This window comes from Acinetobacter sp. C15 (assembly GCF_013420645.1).
In the GTDB taxonomy this organism is placed as follows: Bacteria; Pseudomonadota; Gammaproteobacteria; order Pseudomonadales; family Moraxellaceae; genus Acinetobacter; species Acinetobacter indicus.
The window spans coordinates 37,533-57,598 of the sequence record NZ_VOXR01000004.1; the positions used below are offsets into that span (position 1 = coordinate 37,533).

At 48.1% G+C, this 20,066-nt stretch carries 17 protein-coding genes; 8 read left to right on the forward strand and 9 right to left on the reverse strand.

Translation table 11 applies throughout. The features are described 5' to 3' along the window. Window positions 1-711, reverse strand: coding sequence for a phosphate regulon transcriptional regulator PhoB (gene phoB / locus FTT63_RS02600; protein WP_005180894.1), 711 nt, complete (start codon window positions 709-711; stop codon window positions 1-3). A 223-nt stretch (window positions 712-934) separates the two neighbouring features. Beyond that, on the reverse strand, window positions 935-1,636 hold the full coding sequence (locus FTT63_RS02605; protein WP_180191973.1) for a TetR/AcrR family transcriptional regulator: 702 nt from the start codon (window positions 1,634-1,636) through the stop codon (window positions 935-937). A 215-nt stretch (window positions 1,637-1,851) separates the two neighbouring features. Here FTT63_RS02605 and FTT63_RS02610 point away from each other — a divergent pair, with 215 nt between their 5' ends. Next, on the forward strand, window positions 1,852-2,691 hold the full coding sequence (locus FTT63_RS02610) for an SDR family oxidoreductase (protein ID WP_180191974.1): 840 nt from the start codon (window positions 1,852-1,854) through the stop codon (window positions 2,689-2,691). A 154-nt stretch (window positions 2,692-2,845) separates the two neighbouring features. On the opposite strand, the gene tnpA is transcribed toward FTT63_RS02610, so the two are convergent. Next, window positions 2,846-3,295 (reverse strand): IS200/IS605 family transposase, encoded by a 450-nt coding sequence (tnpA, locus tag FTT63_RS02615; RefSeq protein WP_171499833.1) that lies wholly within the window; start codon window positions 3,293-3,295, stop codon window positions 2,846-2,848. A 72-nt stretch (window positions 3,296-3,367) separates the two neighbouring features. Between tnpA and FTT63_RS02620 the strand changes: the two genes are divergently transcribed. Then, window positions 3,368-4,759, forward strand: coding sequence for an RNA-guided endonuclease TnpB family protein (locus tag FTT63_RS02620; RefSeq protein ID WP_180191975.1), 1,392 nt, complete (start codon window positions 3,368-3,370; stop codon window positions 4,757-4,759). Between the two features lie 258 nt (window positions 4,760-5,017). Here FTT63_RS02620 and FTT63_RS02625 read toward each other — a convergent pair whose 3' ends face one another. From FTT63_RS02625 to FTT63_RS02645, 5 genes are all read right to left on the reverse strand, one after another. Beyond that, window positions 5,018-6,385: an MATE family efflux transporter gene (locus tag FTT63_RS02625; RefSeq protein ID WP_005180888.1), complete on the reverse strand. Its 1,368-nt coding sequence runs from the start codon at window positions 6,383-6,385 to the stop codon at window positions 5,018-5,020. Between the two features lie 113 nt (window positions 6,386-6,498). Further along, complete coding sequence (locus FTT63_RS02630; RefSeq protein ID WP_168407544.1) at window positions 6,499-7,653, reverse strand: methionine aminotransferase; 1,155 nt, start codon at window positions 7,651-7,653, stop codon at window positions 6,499-6,501. Window positions 7,654-7,739: 86 nt separating this feature from the next. Continuing rightward, a complete protein-coding gene (locus FTT63_RS02635; RefSeq protein ID WP_180088001.1) occupies window positions 7,740-9,044 on the reverse strand; it encodes a DUF445 domain-containing protein in 1,305 nt (434 codons plus the stop codon). A gap of 10 nt (window positions 9,045-9,054) precedes the next feature. Continuing rightward, window positions 9,055-9,609: a hypothetical protein gene (locus FTT63_RS02640; protein ID WP_104471955.1), complete on the reverse strand. Its 555-nt coding sequence runs from the start codon at window positions 9,607-9,609 to the stop codon at window positions 9,055-9,057. A gap of 49 nt (window positions 9,610-9,658) precedes the next feature. Beyond that, window positions 9,659-10,198 (reverse strand): DUF924 family protein, encoded by a 540-nt coding sequence (locus FTT63_RS02645; protein WP_104471954.1) that lies wholly within the window; start codon window positions 10,196-10,198, stop codon window positions 9,659-9,661. A gap of 209 nt (window positions 10,199-10,407) precedes the next feature. Between FTT63_RS02645 and gshA the strand changes: the two genes are divergently transcribed. Next, a complete protein-coding gene (gshA, locus tag FTT63_RS02650; protein WP_180191976.1) occupies window positions 10,408-11,985 on the forward strand; it encodes a glutamate--cysteine ligase in 1,578 nt (525 codons plus the stop codon). 20 nt (window positions 11,986-12,005) lie between these two features. Continuing rightward, window positions 12,006-12,536, forward strand: a complete 531-nt coding sequence (locus FTT63_RS02655; protein WP_016658712.1) for a disulfide bond formation protein B — start codon at window positions 12,006-12,008, stop codon at window positions 12,534-12,536. A gap of 70 nt (window positions 12,537-12,606) precedes the next feature. Here FTT63_RS02655 and FTT63_RS02660 read toward each other — a convergent pair whose 3' ends face one another. After that, window positions 12,607-13,938: a hypothetical protein gene (locus FTT63_RS02660; protein ID WP_075168204.1), complete on the reverse strand. Its 1,332-nt coding sequence runs from the start codon at window positions 13,936-13,938 to the stop codon at window positions 12,607-12,609. 244 nt (window positions 13,939-14,182) lie between these two features. Here FTT63_RS02660 and FTT63_RS02665 point away from each other — a divergent pair, with 244 nt between their 5' ends. The 4 genes from FTT63_RS02665 to urtB all read left to right on the forward strand — a co-directional run bounded on the left by FTT63_RS02665 (window position 14,183) and on the right by urtB (window position 20,064). Further along, window positions 14,183-14,767 (forward strand): YqiA/YcfP family alpha/beta fold hydrolase, encoded by a 585-nt coding sequence (locus FTT63_RS02665; protein WP_104490445.1) that lies wholly within the window; start codon window positions 14,183-14,185, stop codon window positions 14,765-14,767. Between the two features lie 14 nt (window positions 14,768-14,781). Next, window positions 14,782-16,662, forward strand: a complete 1,881-nt coding sequence (gene parE / locus FTT63_RS02670; RefSeq protein ID WP_163140828.1) for a DNA topoisomerase IV subunit B — start codon at window positions 14,782-14,784, stop codon at window positions 16,660-16,662. A gap of 390 nt (window positions 16,663-17,052) precedes the next feature. Continuing rightward, a complete protein-coding gene (urtA, locus tag FTT63_RS02675; protein ID WP_163140831.1) occupies window positions 17,053-18,336 on the forward strand; it encodes an urea ABC transporter substrate-binding protein in 1,284 nt (427 codons plus the stop codon). Between the two features lie 93 nt (window positions 18,337-18,429). Next, window positions 18,430-20,064 carry an urea ABC transporter permease subunit UrtB gene (gene urtB, locus FTT63_RS02680; RefSeq protein WP_163140835.1) on the forward strand — a complete coding sequence of 545 codons (1,635 nt, stop codon included), beginning with the start codon at window positions 18,430-18,432 and terminating at the stop codon, window positions 20,062-20,064. Window positions 20,065-20,066 lie beyond the last annotated feature (2 nt).

The window sequence follows — 20,066 nt, forward strand, 5'->3', positions numbered from 1 at the left end:
TTAACCTAAGGCGACATCCGCACGGGTTGAGAAACGGTATCCAGTGCCACGAACCGTTTGTACAAAGCGGTCTGCGCCAAATGGCTCCAGCACCTTGCGTAAACGACGAATATGCACATCAATGGTACGATCCTCAATATATACGTTGCCACCCCAGACCTGGTCAAGTAGTTGTGCACGGGTATAGGCACGTTCCGGATGCGTCATAAAGAAGGCCAAAAGACGATATTCGGTTGGACCCATGTCCAGAATGTTGTCGCCAAAGCTGACGCGCTGGCTGACCGGATCTAGAATCAGGCCGTTGGCATCAATGGTTTTTTCACCATTCAGGGCATTGGCACGGCGCAGTACGGCTTTGATGCGTGATACCAGCTCACGGGTAGAAAACGGTTTGGTCATGTAGTCGTCGGCACCGGCATCCAGACCCTGAACCTTGTGGTCTTCTTCACCGCGTGCAGTCAGCATGATCACCGGAATTTCCGCCAGGTTTTCATCACGTTTTAAACGACGACATAAATCAACACCGCTGACACCGCCAGGCATCATCCAGTCCAGCAAAATCAGTGCCGGGCGTTGATCGACGATCATCTGATGCGCCTGTTTGGCATCTTCGGCCTGTAAGCAATGAAAGCCGGCCATATCCAATGAGGTATGGATCATCTCTCGGATTGGAAGTTCATCATCGACAATTAAAATGTAGTCATCTTTCACAACGCAATACCCTATAAGTGAACGGTGAACCGTTTATATTTATGACAGGCTTATTACAAAGATTAATTATGACAGTATCATTGCAGAAAGGGCAGACAGCGCTATTTTCGCAATGTTTTGTGACAATTTTTTGTACAGAATGCGCTGAATCCAGAATTCATTTAAAAAAATTTAAATAAAAGATTCAAATATTTAATTTTTCTTGCAGTTTGATGACAGGGATTCAGGCTTTTTTGGTATTTTCTGGCTCTGCTTCGGAAAAATGTTCGAGCAGGGAAATGAACACCACGCTACAGGCGCTAAGCACTTCATCCATTGACTGCTTAAAGCCGCTCATGACCCAGCGGATGGCAATTTGGGTGACATAACCGTTCAGGCCGCTGGCAATTAATGACAGTTCGCGTTCTGAATGCTGCAGGTTTGGCATCATTAGCATGACAAAGGCTTGAATCATGCGGTCAAAGCGCGCCATGCTTTCCTGAATGGTGGCCTGGTTATGCAGTTCCTGCACCAGCATGGCATCAATATAAATAATCCGAGCCATCTGCGGGTTGTCTTTGAGCGTAGTCAGCAGGGCAGTTAAACCGGCTTCAATCATTTTTTGCGGATTGGTCGAGGCCTGCATGATGGCCTGCATCACATTGTGTTGCAGTGCATCAATCAGCTGTAAAAAAATGGTCTGGAACAGGTCTTCACTTTTTTTGAAGGATTCGTAGAAATAGCGCTCGGTGAGTTTGGCCTCGGTACAAATATCTTTCACCGTGACCGCAAAAAAACCATGCGTGCCATAGGCGTGCAGGCCGGCTTCAATCAGTTTTTCCCGGCGTAGCTGTTTGCGCTCGCTCAGCGATAATCCTTTAAATTGGCGCTCTTTATTTTGGGTATTCTGCGCATTTTGGGGAGCGGGGTGTTGTGCTTCGGTCATAGTAAAAAGGCCAGTTCACATCCTATATTCCTATAGATTAACAAGATTTTGCGCTAAGTGCGAAGTTTGGCACTCAGATTTGAACGCAGCAGACAGAAATCTGCAGGCTTTTGCGTTGACAATGATTATTGTCAAAATTATATTTGAGTGGTGAAATTGAAGTGCGCTGCCGTGCCTGAGGGACGCAGCAAGACCATCCATAAAAAGGAAGCGGAATGAAAAATTTTAAAAATAAAGTCGCGGCGATTACCGGAGCAGGTTCAGGCATTGGCCAGCAGCTGGCCGTATTATTGGCCCAGCAGGGCTGTCATCTGTCTTTAAGTGATGTTAATGAAGAAGGTTTGGCTAAAACCAAAGCCTTGCTGAGTGATTATAACGTGCGAGTGACCACGGCGCAGGTGGATGTGGCAGATCGGGCGGCTATGAAGCACTGGGCTGAACAGACCGTACAGGATCATGGCTCGGTCAATATGATTTTTAACAATGCCGGGGTGGCCTTAGGATCGACTGTTGAAGGTGCCTCTTATGAAGACCTGGAGTGGATTGTCGGGATTAATTTCTGGGGCGTGGTGCATGGCACCAAAGAATTTTTACCGTATATCAAACAGACTGGCGATGGCCATATTGTCAATATTTCCAGCCTGTTCGGGATTACTGCGCAGCCGACCCAATCGGCCTATAACGCGACCAAGTTTGCGGTACGCGGCTATACCGAATCGTTACGTCAGGAACTGGATATCCAGAACTGTGGCGTGAGTGCGCTGTGTGTGCATCCGGGTGGGATTCGGACCAATATTGCCAACGCCGCGAAAATGAATGACAGTCTGAGCAGTCTGGGTATGAACTCAGAAAAGTCGATACGCTCCTTCAATAAATTATTGCGTTATCCGGCAGAGCATGCGGCACGCGATATTCTGGATGCGATTTTAAAAGATAAACGCCGTTTATTGATTGGCAATGATGCCAAAGCTATTGATTTAATTCAGCGGATTGTCCCAAGTGGCTATCAGCGGGTGATGGCGGTGGCAACCCAGCTGGGCAAAGGCCGTAAATAAACTGTATTTGAAAGAAGCCTGCGCTAAGCGGGCTTTTTTGTGACTGTTCAGCACATTTCATTTTTTATTTATCTGAAATTCAGAATAAAACTGTCAAGTTTTTGACAGATTTGAATAAGCATAAAGAGCGCATTCTCGCTCTTTTAAGGGCAGGTTAGCTCTTTTTTAGTGACATGGATTTTTTTGCATTTTTTTCAGAAGTTGGTGTTCTTTGGTTTTCGATATACTTCTTAACAACTTCTAAACTTGCACCACCACAAGATACAATGCAATAACTAGGCGACCAAAAGTGGTTGCCCCATAATTTTTCCTTAATCTCATCCCAATAAGATCGTCTTAAAACATAAGAGCTTTTGCCCTTTAGTTTACCCACCAAATTAGACACTGAATGTTTAGGGTGAACATTTACAAGCATGTGAATATGATCATCCTCGCCATTAAACTCAATAAGTTCACAATTCATTTGCAAGCAAGTTTCTTTCATAATCTCATTTAAAGCAGTAAGCATTTCCATTGTTAATACATCTCTTCGGTATTTCGTAACAAATACTAGATGAACAATATTGTTAAAAACACATGATCTACCTGTTCTCCACTCGTACATATTAACCACACACTAGATTTACATTGATCTTATTTTAAGCTAAAATAAGCGTATTCACTAGAGGTTTTTTAATTGCTAACAGGCATCAGATTAAGGGCGTATCCAACTGAACATCAAAAACTGATTTTAAGTCAGTGGATGGGTTGTGCTCGTTTTATTTGGAATGCCAAATGCGATGAAGATAAATACTATCGTGGTTTTGCTCGCAAATTCACACCATACAATCACTATTATGAAACCCAAGATCAGAAATATTCTCACTTTAAGTCGAATGAATTAAGCTCTTGGCTTGCAAACTGTCCTAGTACCATTCAAAAGAACTCAACCGTAAATTGGTTTAATACGCTTAAAAAATCCATTAAGGGTGTATGTGGACGACCAAGACGCAAAAAGAAATCTGATAAAGGTTCTGTCCATTTAACGTCTGATTTATTTGAGTTTCGAGTAGAAAACAATAAGCGTAAATTATTTATTGGCGGTAAGAAATTCAATATCGGAGCTTTAAATTTTAAAGCTCATGCTGAGTTTAAAGAGCCAAAATCCATCCACATTAGCAAAGAACATGGTCAATATTTTATAGGCTTCTGTTATAAAGATGATGTGGAGATTGCGGAATTTGACGGTAAAAAATTCAACGCTGATAAATACTCAGAAAAGCACCTCAAACGCTTACGTGACATGAATGAGGAACAACTACAAAAGGTGGTTGTTGGTATAGATCGTGGTGTCACCATCCCTGTTCATGCAGGACATGAGCAATTCGATTTCAGTAAAGAACAAAAGAATCATTTAAGTAAAGCAGATCGTTATATTAAACGATTGCAAAAAAGACTTGCTCGACAAGTAAAAGGCTCAAATCGTAGAGCCAAGATCAAACATCGACTTGCTGTGCATCATGCAAAAAAAGCCAATATTCGTAAGGATTTCGCTCATAAAACAAGTCGAAGTTTGGCTAATGGATTCGGTCAGGTGTTTATTTTTGAGAAACTAAATACCAAACAGATGACCAAAAAGCCTAATCCCAAGAAAGATGAATTCGGGCGTTTTATTCCAAATAAGGCTAAAGCCAAAGCAGGGTTAAACAAAGCTATTCTTAATGTTGGATGGCACAGAATTTCAGAATTCTTAAAGTATAAGTCAGTCAAATTAGGTAAGGCTGTATTTACGGTTCATGCTTCTTATACAAGTCAGGAGTGCGCTTCATGCGGTCACACTCACCCCGACAATCGCAAAAGCCAAGACAGGTTTAAGTGCGTGAGTTGTGGACATGCTGATAATGCAGATCACAATGCATCAATTGTTATTAAGAACAGAGCAATTAAATTAGTTTTAGACTGTGGAACACAGTTGGATGGTAATTATTTATCATCTAGTGGGCGTGGAGGTGTTCGTAAGACGACTAGAGGTGTCAAAACTTCTTTTCGCAGTACCGTAGAAGCGTCAAAAGAGATGTGTGCAACTTAGGTTGCACTACGGAAACTCGGTTGCTTTAGCTCCGAGTAGTTCATTAAGCCGTTTTGACATCATCAGCTCATCCCGAGTGGAAACCTTTAAAAACATCAAAAGAGAAATGAAGGAAATTTAACATGAGCTATGACTATCAACATATTCAGGTCAAACCGATTAATGGCCGTATTGGCGCTGAGATTCAGGGTATTCAATTATCTTCGCAATTAGCGCAAGCGGTGATTCAGGAAATTAATCAGGCGCTATCTCCTGCCGTCAAATCAACACCTCAATGGTCTTTTTCTTCCAGACAAACTGATAATACAGGCCTTGTAAAATACACAGACTGACAAAGGCCAGCGCATAGGCATACCAGATGCCTTGTAATCCCCACCACTGACTGAACAGATAGGCACACGGTACTTCAATCAGTAAAATTGCCAGCACATTAATAATCATTGGCACCGTGACAGTCCCGCTGGCGCGCATAATCGAAGCGAAAATGGCACTGGCACCAAAGAACAGAATTGACCACAGCACAATAAACAGCAGCTGCTGGCCCAGCTCGACCACCTGCGGGTCGGTAATAAACAGCGCCATTAAATATTTCGAGAATAAATAGGCCAGTACCACCAGCATCCCGGTAATCATCAGGTTCATACCCAAAGCAGTACGTGTGACTTTGGCCAGTAAATCGGATTTGCCGGCCCCAATCGCCTGTGCACCAAAAATAGACGCAGCAATGGCAATCGACAGCGCCGGGAACTGAATATAGTTCAGCACCTGATTCACCGCACCATAGGCCGCTGTGGCTTCAGCGCCATAACGGTTGACCAGCCCAACAATCACCAGACCCGCTACCGACGTGGTCACCATCTGAATGCCGGTCGGAATGCCCAGACGTAAAATAATCTTGCTCAAGATCGGTTGATGGCGAATATTTTTCAGCAATTGCCAATCCGGTCGCAGCGGATGGTTTTTCTTGTTCAGATACACCGCTAGAAAAATCAGCACCGCCAGATAACCAATAATGGTTGCAATGGCCGGAGCAATAATCCCCAGACGTGGAAAACCAAAATAGCCGGCAATCAGCACCGGGGTAATAAACAGCCCGATCAGGCTGGTCATGCCTAAGGCAATTAGGGGGGTAATACTATCGCCCACGCCGCGTAAAATAGAGGTATAAATAATATAGACAAACAGCAGCGGGCTACCGGCCAGCATCCATTGTACATAGGGCAACGACAGATGCATCACCTGCGGATCGGTGCCGAGTGCCAGCAGAATGGATTTGGCGAAAATCACGCCTAAAATTGCAATGATGGTACCGCCAATCAGGGTCATAAACAGGGTCGAACCGACCACACAGCGCACTTTTTCAATATTCTGCGCGCCCCAGGCCTGCCCGACCAGCACAGTTGAACCGGCTGACAGCCCGATCACAAAAGCCATTAAACAGAACAGAATCGGGAAGAATACCGCCACCGCTGCAATGGCATCGACACCCATCATCTGGCCAACAAAGACAGTGTTGATGGTGCCAGACAGGTTTTGCAGAATATTGGTGGCAATCAGCGGCAGCAGGAAAATCAGGAAGGTTTTCCAGAGCTTGTGTTGATTCACCAAAGGTTGATGCTGCGGCATGAGCAATCCTGTAACCGGTTTATGATCGTGTGCATGAATGGCTTTACCCTAGCATGAGCCTGTAGCAAAAAGCCTTAGCAATTGCGTAACTTAGCTGATCTTACGTACTCGTGTTAACAGGCCGAGAAAATTTCTGCGGCCCGATCCAGCGTTTCATCTTTTTTGGCAAAACAGACCCGAATCAGGCGTAAATCATCCGGCGGGGTCTGATAAAAAGCAGAAATCGGAATCGCCACAATCTTGTGCTGCTCGGCCAGATACTGGCACATCTGCAGATCGTTTAAATCCGGGCGGATGGCGCGATAGTCCAGATTCTGGAAATAGGTGCCTTGCGCGGGAATCCACTGAAAACGGGAGTGCTGGATACCGGCCTGAAAGCGGTCGCGTTTGGCCTGATAGAACGCGGCCAGTTCAGCAATATGTTCCGGATGCTGTTGCATAAATTGTGCCAGCGCGACTTGCACCGGGGTCACACCACAGAAATTGGCAAACTGATAAACCTGCCGGAACAGCTGCATCAAAGCCGGTGAAGCCATGCAATAACCGGTTTTCCAGCCGGTGACATGAAAAGTTTTACCAAAAGAACCAATCACAAAACTGCGCTCGTGCAGGGCCGGAAAATCAAGCGCTGAATAATGCTGCTGGCCGTCATAGACCAGATGTTCATAGACCTCATCGGACAGTACGACAATATTGCGATCCTGAATCAGCTCAATCAGGGTCTGCCAGTCCTCGGCTGACCACAGCGTACCGCTCGGGTTATGCGGGGTATTGACGATGATCATGCGGGTACGATCATGAATGGCATCTTTGACCTGATTCCAGTCGACCTGAAAATGGGGCGGCTGCAAGGCCAGATGGATAGCTTTCCCGCCAGCCAGTTGCACGGTGGGTGCATAACTGTCATAGCTGGGATCAAAAATAATCACTTCATCCCCGGCCTGCACTACTGCCTGAATGGCACAGAAAATGGCAATGGTCGCGCCGGCGGTAATACTGATTTCGGTGTGAGGATCAAACGAACGGCCGGTCTGTTGCTGCTTTTGCGTGGCCAGCTGTTCTCTGAGCAATAACAGCCCATCGCCGGGTGGATACTGGTTCTGGCCCTCTCGTGTCGCCTGACACAGGGCCTCCAACAGGGCCGGTGGGGCCGGAAAATCGGGGAAACCCTGTGACACATTCAGGGCATTCAGGCGCTGAGCCAGGGTGGTCATGACACTAAAAATGGTCACGCCAAGCGCAGGAAGTTTAGATTGAAGTTCAAGCATGACCATTGACTACCGTTATTGTGTATGCACATCGCATGATAAGCCGCCATCCGCCAGCAATTGAAGCAGTGGGCGAAAAAACTGAATTAAATCAATTCGACCAGCGCCCGGATAATCCCCAGTGCCAGACCAATAAAGGCCCCCACCACCACGCCATTGACCCGGATCATATGCAGGTCGCCGCCGACTTCGTTTTCAATTTTGCCAATCATCTCGCGTGAATCCCATTCATGAATCCGCTCACTAATAAAACGGATCACTTTTTCACTGTACTGGTCAGAGAGATTGACGGCGATGCCGCTCATTTTGTCATTTAGCAACTGGCGTACGGCGCCGTTACTGATAATGTTCTCACCGACCTGCTGAATGGCCACGCGCAGGTTTTCCGCAATACCGGAATCGGGTTTTTCCAGATCTGCCCGGATTGCATCACACAGAATCACCACCGCACCACTAATAAAATTCAGCACTTGCGGACTGTCCAGCAGAGCATTTTTGGTCTGGTTTAAACGCTGACTGGCGGCACTGTCCTGATCGGCCAGCTGTTGCATCAGCTGATGCGCCATATCTTCCACTTTTTGTCGCCACGGATGATCGGGATCGGCCAGCATCGAATCGACCCGTTCCAGTAAAGAGTCGATGGTGCGCTGCTGTACATCAATACCAATCCAGCTGGCACCTCTGGCCAGACGCCACACGCCCAGTTCTTTAAACAGGGTGCGGGTCAGCTCGCGGGTTTCTTCCGGATGTTGCAGCATCCAGTCATGCGCCAGATCCAGCCCGCGTTGCAGCACATCCTGATGGAAATCATTTTCCAGCACCGCGCGCAGCATTTCACTAGCCAGATAATTAATGTCAGTATTTTTGACCCATTGCACGCTGTTGTTCTGGATAAAGCGGCCAATCTGTTCCTGCCCGACAAATTCAAAAATCTTCGGTACGGTCTGCTGAATCAGCTGGCTGACCTGCTGGTTATTCTGCGGATTGGCCAGCCATTTACCTACGGCCAGCGACACATCGGTATTGTGCAGGCTGCGCTGTACAATTTGCGGTGACAGGAAATTTTCCTGAACAAAACGCCCCATCGACTCGGCAATACGGTCTTTGTTGCGCGGAATAATTTCGGTATGGTCCCGCAAAAACTTGGGAATCGGCAGCCGGCCAAAGGGATTGCGAAACAGCACGGTAATTGCATACCAGTCGGCCAGTCCGCCGACCACACCGGCTTCGGCTGACAGCATCAGAATATGAATCAGCCAGATATAGTCGGGAAGCAGTTTGGCCAGCACCATTAAACAGATCCAGGCCAGCACGGCCGTGATCAGGGCCATGGTGGCAAAACGCTTGCTGCGTTGCAGGTTTGGAGAAGTCAGTGCTGGCGCTGTCTGCATGCATGTTTCCCTAGTTTGAAGTGGCTACCGGTGGCTGTAACACCTGACCGCCTGGACTGAGCCCGTATTTTCCACCCAGTGACTGCAAGATCAGGCGAGCATCAAAGGCATCACTTGGGGCGCTTTTTTGATCTTTATAACATTGAATCGTATAGGAAACCTGAATCGGGTCAACATTAATGACCTGCGGGTAGTCATAAAATGGGTCAGGCCAGAAAGCCGGATGACGACGATAATAGCCATACGGATAAAAGCTCGGTGCCGGATAGACCACAGCCTGACGCGGTGGCTGCTGGCTGCGGTTACTCGGATCATCCAGCACTTTAAAGAAGGTATAGCCCTGTTGCAGCGTGGTTTGTGCCGCTTTGACCAGGGTAATTTCTTCGGCCGTGCCAAAGTTCATGTTGGGACGGGCCTGAAAACTGATGCGATAGGTCTGGCTGTTCAATGGTGTCACCGAATATTGACCCAGCTGGTCAAAGGTCAGTGGCTTGGATGGTGTGGTGGCACAGCCGCCCAGCAGCAGACTGAGTCCGAGGCCTAAACCAAGAATTAGATGTTTCATGCTGTTCTCCTATGAAGATACTGCAAGGGGAGAATGAACCGTGTTTTAATTAAAAACTGCTGTTCGGTTGGGTCAGGAACTCCAGTTCTTCTGCGCTTGATTGGCGTCCCAATATTTGATTGCGATGCGGATAACGGCCAAAGCGCTCAATAATAACTTTATGTTTCTTTTCAAAATCCAGATTTTCAGGGTTGCCCAGCCGTTGAAACAGTTTCAGGGCAAATTCATGGATTATCTGCGATTCACTGTGCATAAACGGCATGTATAAAAAACTGCGCTGCTCCGGACTCAGCTGTTGGTCCAGTTTCAGGCTGATGGCTTCCTGAGCCAAAGCCAATGCCAGTGCATCCTGAGCAAATGCACGCGGAGAATCGCGGTATAAATTACGTGAAAACTGATCCAGTACAATAATTTCGGCCAGCCGTCCTTCGGCACTGCTGCGCCACGACCACAGCTCGGCTTGACTGGCCGCCGTATGTGTGGCCTGAAAGCGCTCCGCAATCAGCAGGTCAAAGTCATCACTTTTGGCAAACCACTGCGGGCGGTGGGCTGCATCAAACCAGAAATCCAAAATATCTTGATAATTCATATGTTTTATGAAGTCGCTGCGGTATAGGATAATAAAATCACAAATTTCACATGTCTTATAGAGCAACTTTGTGATAAAAAATTGACAAAAATAAAGTTGTGGGTTTGTTTGAAAACTATACAGGATGTAATGTGCCGGCACTAAATCGCGTTATACTGATATAAACCGATGATTTTCTTTAGTAGTTTTTTGCGATAAGCGAGATTGTAATGAGTCAACCCGAATCGACCTCTCAAGATACTTTAACGACTTGGGTGGATTCTTCGCTACTGCGCGGCATGTTGCGTGGTATTGAGCGTGAAAGCCTGCGTATGCAAAGCAATGGATTTCTCTCTCAGGCAGCCCATCCGCAGGGCTTGGGTTCGGCACTGACTCATCCGCATATCACCACCGATTATTCCGAAGCATTAATGGAGTTTATTACTCCGCCGCAGGACAGTATTCCGGGTGCACTGAATTATTTAAGTGATATTCATGCCGTGGTGCACCGTCAGCTGGAACATGGAGAAAAACTCTGGCCGCTATCAATGCCGTGTATGCTGGATGATGTCGAAGAACGCATTCCGCTGGCGCAATATGGCAGTTCCAATATTGGCCGTTTCAAGACCTTATACCGTCATGGTTTAGGGGTACGCTATGGACGCCGGATGCAGACCATTTCCGGGGTGCATTATAATCTGTCTTTCCCGGATGCCTTATTTGAAGCGCTGCAACAGCAGGAAAGTGATGAGGCACTTAAAAATCTGAGCCTGCAGGATTATCGCAGCCATCGCTATTTCGGTTTAATCCGTAATTTTATTCGCCTGACCCCACTGGTGATGCTGGTGGTCGGTGCCAGTCCATCGGTGTGTCAGTGTTTTATGACCGGCCGTGAACATCATTTGCTGCCACTGGTACGCGGCACGCTGTTCCTGCCGTATGCCACCGCCTTGCGCATGGGCCGTTTTGGTTATCAGAATTCGGCGCAAAAACAGCTCGGGATTCACTATAACAACCTGAGTGGTTATTTAGAGGGTCTGCAAAAAGCCGTCAAAACCCCGTATCAGCCATTTAGCCGTTTGGGCCTGAATGATGCACAGGGTGAGCCGATTCAGATCAATGATCACGTGCTGCAAATTGAAAACGAATACTACAGTCTGGTGCGTCCAAAACAGGTGCCGCAGGCGGGTGAAACGCCATCGCAGGCGCTGGCCAATCGGGGTGTTGGCTATGTCGAATTACGCGCGGTCGATGTCAATCCGTATAGCCCGATCGGGATTGATGAACACACCTCCGGCTTCCTGGAAGTGCTGGCACTGTACTGTCTGCTGAAAGACAGTCCGGCGTTATTGGATGATGAACAGGACATTATTGAGCGCAATCAGGCCGAAGTCGTGAATCGTGGCCGTGCGCCAAATGCCACCATTTTGGCAGATGGCCAGTCCTATCTGATTGAAGACTGGAGCCGTAGTCATGTTCAGGCCATGCAGCCTTTGGCTGAACTGCTGGATCAGGCCTATACCACCACGTTGTACAGTCAGGGTCTGGCGACCATGCTCTGCCGGATTGATGAAGTTGATGCGACTCTATCGGCGCAGGTGATTGAAGATACCTTACATCAGGGCGGCACCTGGAACTTTGGCAGCCATATGGCGCAGCAACATGCCGACGTCTATCAGGCGCATGTATTAAGCCCGGAAACGCTGGCCTATTTTGAAGAAATGGCCCAGCAATCATTGCAACAACAACAGCAACTTGAGCAGGAACAGACCTTGAGTTTTGAGCAGTTCCTGACTCAGTACCGATAAAAATAGAAAGAGGATTGACCATGCAATGGAGTTATCGCTTCGTGAGTGGTGTTTTGTTTTGTGCCAGTGTGGTGGGGATGGCCTTCGCCCTGTATCTTGAGCATGTGCAAGGTCTGGCGCCGTGTCCATTATGTGTTTTCCAGCGTGTCGGCCTGATTGGTCTGGGGATCATTTCCCTGATCGCGCTGCTCCACAACCCGCTTTCGGGGGCGTTTAAACGGCTGTATGCCTTTTTGGGCAGCTTAAGCATTTTATGGTCGGCCGGTGTTGCCGCACGGCATGTCTGGCTGCAAAACCTGCCGCCAGATCAGGTGCCAAGCTGTGGCCCGGGACTGGATTATCTGGTTGATGCCTTGCCAATGAAAGCCGTACTGCAACAGGTGCTGTCTGGGTCTGGTGAATGTGCAGTGATTGACTGGACTTTTCTGGGCCAATCCTTGCCGGTCTGGTCGTTAGTGTTCTTTATTGTGCTAACGATTATTAGTATCTGGCAGTTAATCCGTACCTATCCCTATACTGCGGCTAAAACCAAGCCGGTGAAAAAGAAATAATATTGTCATCCATATCAATAACAAACAGGAGGGCCATGGCCCTCCTGTTTTAATTTTAGCGCATAATATTTTAAGTCAGGGCAATGCCTTCAATACTCTCTAAATTGACAATATATTCACGCACCTGTTCATTGACCCGGTCATCATTTTCAGGATAAAACCATTTCACAATCTGCTCGGCCACGCTGGAATGGTACTGAATTTCCATATGATTCAGACCATAAAACACCGCCTTATGCGATTCCGGCAGTTTTAGCTGAAAACGCGGGTTCGGATGTTCACCCAGTGCACTTTTGACACTGACCAGATAATCGCCAATTACTTTGCGGGTGCGGTTGCGCTTGTTTTCATATTCAATGGTGCCGGCCACCAAAAAGGCATTAATATGGGACGGGAAGGGCGCTGGTTTACGGTTATCATCAATTTCACCAATTCGCGCTTCATTGTGTTCCCAGTCATCATCGCGCACGCTGCCATAACGTAAATCCAGAATACCGTTACTGCGGATATTCACCACATGCCCGACAATTTTCATAAACGGGAAACGCCCCAGTTTATCCTGTAAGTGAAAGCCGAAACGCTCCAGCGCTGCACCATGATGCGGCGAACCCAGACAGACCAGGTTATCGACCATGTGAATCCACTCATGCAAATCCTGTTTGCCATAAAACAGGGCACTGCGTGACACCAGTCCGCCCATGCTATGTCCAATCAGGCTGATGCTGGTGATATTCGGATTACGCTGAATCAGATCTTCCAGGGTATTGGCCAGACTATGACCATTGGCGGAAATACGCCGTCCGGTGTTGTAATTTAAATACAGCATGGTGTTGCGCTGGCGCTGTGCCAGCAGTTTTTCGCCAATACCACCATATTGCTGATGTGACCAGTCCAGATGGTTCATACACAGGCCATGCACAAACAGAATCACCTGTCCGGTCAGCTCGCCTTTTTGCACACTGCCGTAGTGGTCATAAATAGTCATTGGCAATGCCAGCGGATTTTGCTGATTCAGCAAATAATCACCCAGTACACCATTTAAAATACCAACCAGCACATGCATATACGGTGTCAGCGGCTTGTCATGTAAACGTGGAAAACGGTCAATCACCTGACGCAGGCTGGGCGCCAGCAGGTAGTTGCTATAGTTTTGCAAGGTATCAAAGGACAGGCTGTACAGCTTGCGAATGGGCGACATATTCTGGAATTTTCGGGAGTGCTGTTCACTCATGCCAAACAGGCTCAGCAAGACCTCACGCTGAATGGTCTGCACCAGCTCTTTGACCACCTGATGCACCGGCATACTTAAAAGCTGCGCCAGACCTTCCAGTAAATCGGCCTGGCTGGGCGGTGTGGTGTCCCATTTACAATAAGTTTCATGCAATGGCGTTAAACTTGGCATGTGCTACTGCCCCCTAACAATAGTGTCGCGGCTACTTTCTTTTTCGTTGGCTTCACGGTATAAATTTCTAAGCTTAATTTTATATCATTCATCCCGAACAACTTTTACAATAGCGAGGATGACGCCCCAGTTTTAATTTTTTTGTCTAACAATTATTTGTGACATACAAATTAAAACATGAATGTGATCAAAGTCTCAAAAAAGTAAATACAACAATGAACATGGATAACATCCGATTAGCACAATGAATTTAATTTATTTGCATGGTTTCAGGAGCAATCCCTTTTCTGCCAAAGGCCAGCTGTTGCGGCAAGCGCTGGCACAGCGGAGTGACATTCAGGTGCATCTGCCCGATCTGAATGCGCCGCCATGCGAGGTGATGCAGCACTTATCTGCACTGATTGAGCAGCTGGATCAGGTGGCGCTGGTCGGCAGCAGTCTGGGCGGCTTCTATGCGACACAACTGGTCGCACGCTATGCGGTTCCGGCTGTGCTGATTAATCCGGCTATGCGACCATGGCAGTTGTTTCAGGAACTGTTTGGCGATGCGCAGATTCCGCTGAAAGTGCATGAACACTGGACGCTGGAGCGGCTACATTTACAGCAACTGGAACAGATGGCAGTGCCTTTTGTTGAAAAGGCAGACAAAATTTTAGTGTTATTGCAGCAAGGCGATGAAGTTTTGGATTATCGTGACGCACAGCGTTATTATAGCCAGGCCCAGCATAGCTCTCTGATCATGACCGAAACCCGCGGCAATCATGGGATGGACAACTTTGCGCTAAAAATACCTATGCTGCTGCAGTTTTTATCGGATTCCCTAAAATAAGGAAACAGTACAACGTGTCTCAATATACGGCTCAATCTCTTGAAGTTTTATCTGGTCTCGATCCGGTCCGTCGCCGTCCGGGTATGTATACCGACACCTCGCGTCCGAACCATTTGGCGCAGGAAGTGATTGATAATGCTGTCGATGAGGCACTGGCCGGACACGCCACCAAAGTTAGCGTGACCGTGTATAAAGATGGCTCGCTGGCAGTAGAAGACAATGGCCGCGGGATGCCGGTGGATATTCACCCGGAATATGGCCAGAGCGGAATTGAAATTATTCTGACCAAGCTGCATGCCGGTGGCAAGTTCAGTACCGATAACTACCAGTTTTCCGGTGGTCTGCACGGGGTCGGGATTTCTGTGGTGAATGCCTTGTCGACCCGGGTAGAAGTCGATGTACAGCGTCAGGGCAATCTCTACAAAATGGCTTTTGAGCAGGGCGAAGCCACTGGACCACTAGAAGTGCTGGAAGGTAAAGCGCCAAAACGTGCGTCAGGCACCTTGGTGCGTTTCTGGCCGGAAGCCAAATATTTCGATTCACCAAAATTTGCCTTAAAAGCCTTAAAACATAATTTAAAAGCCAAAGCGGTTTTGGCGGCTGGCCTGCAAATCAATTATATCGACCAGATTAATGATGAAAAAATCACCTGGCAGTTTGAAAATGGCCTGGTCGATTATTTAATGGATGAACTGGAAGACCGCGAGATTATTCCGGCGCCGGCCTTTGTCTCTTCGGGCAATGCAGAACGCGCCAGCGCAGAGTTTGCGATTTGCTGGAATGTTGAAGGCGGTGAAAGCATTCAGGAATCTTACGTCAACCTGATTCCGACCGCGCAGGGCGGTACCCATGTCAATGGTTTGCGTTCCGGTATCACCGATGCCATGCGCGAGTTCTGTGAGCTGCGTAACCTGTTGCCGCGTAACTTGAAACTCTCGGCCGAAGATGTCTGGGATGGCGTGAACTATATCCTGTCGCTAAAATTCCAGGAGCCACAATTCTCCGGTCAGACCAAAGAGCGTCTGTCGAGCCGTGAAGCGTCCGGAATTGTGCAGAATATTGCCAAAGATGCCTTTGCCTTATGGCTGCATCAGAATTCAGATATAGCGCTGCAACTGGCAGAAATGGCCATCTCCAAGGCCGGTCGCCGTTTAAAAGCAGCCAAAAAAGTCGAGCGTAAAAAGATTGTGTCGGGTCCGGCTCTGCCAGGCAAGCTGGCCGACTGTGTCGGTCTGACCCGTGAAGAATCGGAACTGTTTATTGTCGAAGGGGATTCTGCGGGCGGTTCGGCCAAGCAGGCACGTGACAAGAATTTCCAGGCCATCATGCCGATTCGCGGTAAAATTTTAAATACCTGGGAAGTGTCTTCTGATGAGGTGCTGGGCTCTCAGGAAGTGCATGATATTGCCATTGCGATTGGGGTTGATCCAGGTTCAGATGACTTGTCTGAACTGCGTTATGGCAAAATCTGTATTCTGGCCGATGCCGACTCCGATGGTCTGCATATTGCCACCTTGCTCTGTGCGCTTTTTGTCAAACATTTCCCGGCTTTGGTAGAAGAAGGGCATTTATTTGTGGCCATGCCGCCATTATTCCGGATTGATGACAATAAAGATGTACATTACGCACTGGATGAAGATGAGCTCAATAGTATTTTAAATAAATGCAAAAGCAAAAATCCGCAAATCACCCGCTTTAAAGGCTTGGGTGAAATGAATGCCAGCCAGCTGCGTGAAACTACCATGGACCCGGATACACGCCGTCTGGTGCAACTGGATCTGGATGATATTCATGTCACCGCCGGTTTGCTGGATAAACTGCTGGCCAAAAAACGCTCCGCAGACCGGAAGCAGTGGCTAGAGGAAAAAGGCAATCTGGCCGATCTGGTGGTTTAAAACCCTAAAATTTCATCATTTTAGAAAACCTGCCCGTCTTGGTGCAGGTTTTTTTATGTCGCTGATTTTTTCTCCAAAATGAGGCAATACGGCTGTATAGGGTTGCCCTTTTTTTGTTCACTTTTGCATATCCTTATCTTTCAATATCTCTAAAAACTCTAGAGCACACCTTGCTTGCATGTGCGTGGTGCAGGTCAGTGCAGCGTAGCTGAAGGGCGTTCTTTCATTTTTTTATATTGAACTAAGTGGCTAATTTTTATGGTTTAAATCTTGCTTGTCTCGTCTAAATCTGCCTGCCAGTTTTGCGTTTGGCATAGAAATTGAATTATCCGCTGCAGTCATAGAACAACAGGCACCGTATTCAGGTGCTGCATAAGTGTGGAGAAATTCATGAAGTTCCAGCGTAATCTGTTTTCAAAAAGTATATTAGTGGCCAGCATGGCCGGGGTTGTGGTGTTCAGCGGCTGCTCAAAATCGACCGAAAGTAGCGACAGTGCCAGCACGGCTCAGCCAGCAGCCAGTACCGGCGAGACCATTAAAGTCGGCATCCTGCATTCCCTGTCCGGCACCATGGCCATTTCAGAAACTTCGCTAAAAGATACCGCGCTAATGGCAATCAATGAAATTAATGCCAATGGCGGGGTGCTGGGCAAAAAGCTGGAGCCGGTGGTGGTTGATCCGGCCTCTGATTGGCCACTATTTGCGGAACAGGCGCGCCAGCTGATTACTCAGGATAAGGTCGCGGTCATTTTTGGTGCATGGACTTCAGTATCGCGTAAATCGGTACTGCCGGTGGTGGAAGAGCTGAATGGTCTGCTGTTCTATCCGGTGCAATATGAGGGTCAGGAACAGTCGAAAAATATTTTCTATACCGGCGCAGCACCTAACCAGCAGGCGATTCCGGCAGTGGAATATCTGATGAGTGAAGAGGGCGGTCAGGCCGAGCGTTTTGTGCTGCTAGGAACGGATTATGTCTATCCACGGACCACTAACCAGATTCTGCGCGCTTTCCTGAAATCAAAAGGCATCTCCGATGCTGACATTATGGAAGAGTACACCCCGTTTGGGCACAGTAACTATCAGACCATTGTCAGCAATATTAAAAAATTCTCGGCCGGGAAAAAGACGGCGGTCATCTCCACCATTAATGGTGATTCCAATGTGCCGTTCTACCGTGAACTGGGCAATCAGGGCATCAAAGCCTCTGATATTCCGGTGATGGCGTTCTCGGTGGGTGAAGAAGAATTACGCGGTATTGATACCAAGCCACTGGTTGGCCACTTGGCGTCATGGAACTACTTTATGTCGGTAAAAAATCCGGTCAATACCGAGTTCACCAATAAAATGAAGCAGTACGCAGTCGATTATAAACTGCCGAATGCCAACAAGCTGGTGACCAATGACCCGATGGAGGCGACCTATGTCGGCATCAATATGTGGAAGCAGGCGGTAGAAAAAGCCGGCACTACCGAGGTGGATCAAGTCCGTGAAGCGATGGCTGGTCAGGAATTTAAAGCACCGTCTGGTTATACCTTAAAAATGGATGCGTCAAACCATCACTTGCATAAGCCGGTCATGATCGGGCAAATCCGTGCCGATGGCCAGTTTGATATTGTCTATAAAACCCCGCAAACCCTGCAGGCAGAACCTTGGAGTCCTTATCTTCCGAAGTAAGTTTGACATCACGCCTGCTGCTTCGGCAGCAGGTTTTTTTTCGATTTCTCTGCCTTTTTATAAAAAAGAGGACACACAATAGGGGGATATAAAATGAATATTCGCGTGAATATCGCCGCTATTTTTCTGATTTTTGCCCAGGTTTTATCGATACAGCTGGCTCAGGCTGAACAGCCACAGCCGCAAACACAGACGGCCGTTGCTGTGACACAGGCCGATGCCATCCAGCAATTTGTGCAAGGTGATTTCGCCAGCCGCCGTGCCTTACTGAACCAGTGGTCCGGCAGCCTCGAACAGCTGGATCAGCTTGCACAATATGTTGAACAGCAGCAGCTCTATAGCGGCGCCAATGGCCAAACCTATATTCTGGAATCGGATGAGCGTTTGCTGCGTTATCCGGCGCTGGAGCCGGTTAGCGACTGGCCAAGTGATCTGGCGCAGGTCACGCTGGTGAATACCTTGCAGAAAGCGCTGACCTTTGCGCTGGCGCATTCAAAAATGCAGTCAGAAGATGCGGCTGAGCGCCTTGAAGCTGTCGATATTTATGAAAGCAATCTGTCTGAATTACAGCTGGCGCAGATCAATCGCCTGTATTTACAGGAACAGAATAATAAGGTGAAGGCGCGTCTGGCCCAGCTCAAAGCACGGCTGGATTATCAGCAGCCAGATGTGCTGGTGAAAATTCAGGCCGCCCAGGTACTGGCCGATTCCAACCGCCCGGATGTACTGGCCATGGTGGAGCAGGAGCTGCAACAGCCGAATCTGAATCCGGAACTGAAAGCCGTGTTGCTGGAGGCCAAAAGCGCCATTCAGACCCGCTTACAGGCCAGTGAATGGGCCGGGCATCTATTTTCAGGGCTCAGTACCGCCAGTATTTTGCTGCTGGCGGCGTTAGGTCTGGCCATCACCTATGGTCTGCTCGGAGTCATCAATATGGCGCATGGCGAGCTGATCATGATTGGCGCGTATACCACCTATGTGGTGCAAAGCCTGTTTAAAAGCCATTTTGGCAGTTATCTGGACTGGTACCTGATCGTGGCGATTCCGGCAGCCTTTCTGGTCAGCGCTTTAATTGGCATGCTGATTGAACGCACGGTAATTCGTCCGCTCTATGGCCGTCAGCTGGAAACCCTGCTGGCCACCTTTGGGGTGAGTCTGATTTTAATGCAATTGGTGCGGATGATCTTTGGCGCACAAAACGTGGAGGTGTCCAATATTGCCTGGCTGTCTGGCGGCATTTCCATTAGCCCAAGCCTGATGCTGCCGTATAACCGTATCGCAATTATTGTCTTTACCATCGCCGTGCTGTTGTTACTGGTCTATTTACTCAATAAAACCCGTTTTGGTCTGTTTGTGCGGGCTGTAACCCAAAACCGTCAGATGGCACGTGCCGTTGGAATTCGTTCCAGCCGCATCGACATGATGGCTTTTGGTCTGGGTTCTGGTCTGGCTGGACTAGCCGGTTGTGCCTTGGCGCAGGTCGGGAACGTTGGCCCGGATTTGGGGCAGAACTACATTATTGATGCCTTCCTGGTGGTGGTAGTTGGCGGGGTTGGTCAGGTCTGGGGCGCGGTACTGGCAGCACTGGGTCTGGGCATTAGCGGGACTGCGCTGGAAATTGGCATGGGTGCAGTACTGGCCAAAATTATTCTTCTGGTTCTTGTGATTTTGTTTATTCAAAAACGCCCACAAGGTCTGTTTGCCATCAAAGGCCGTTTTGTGGAGTAAGC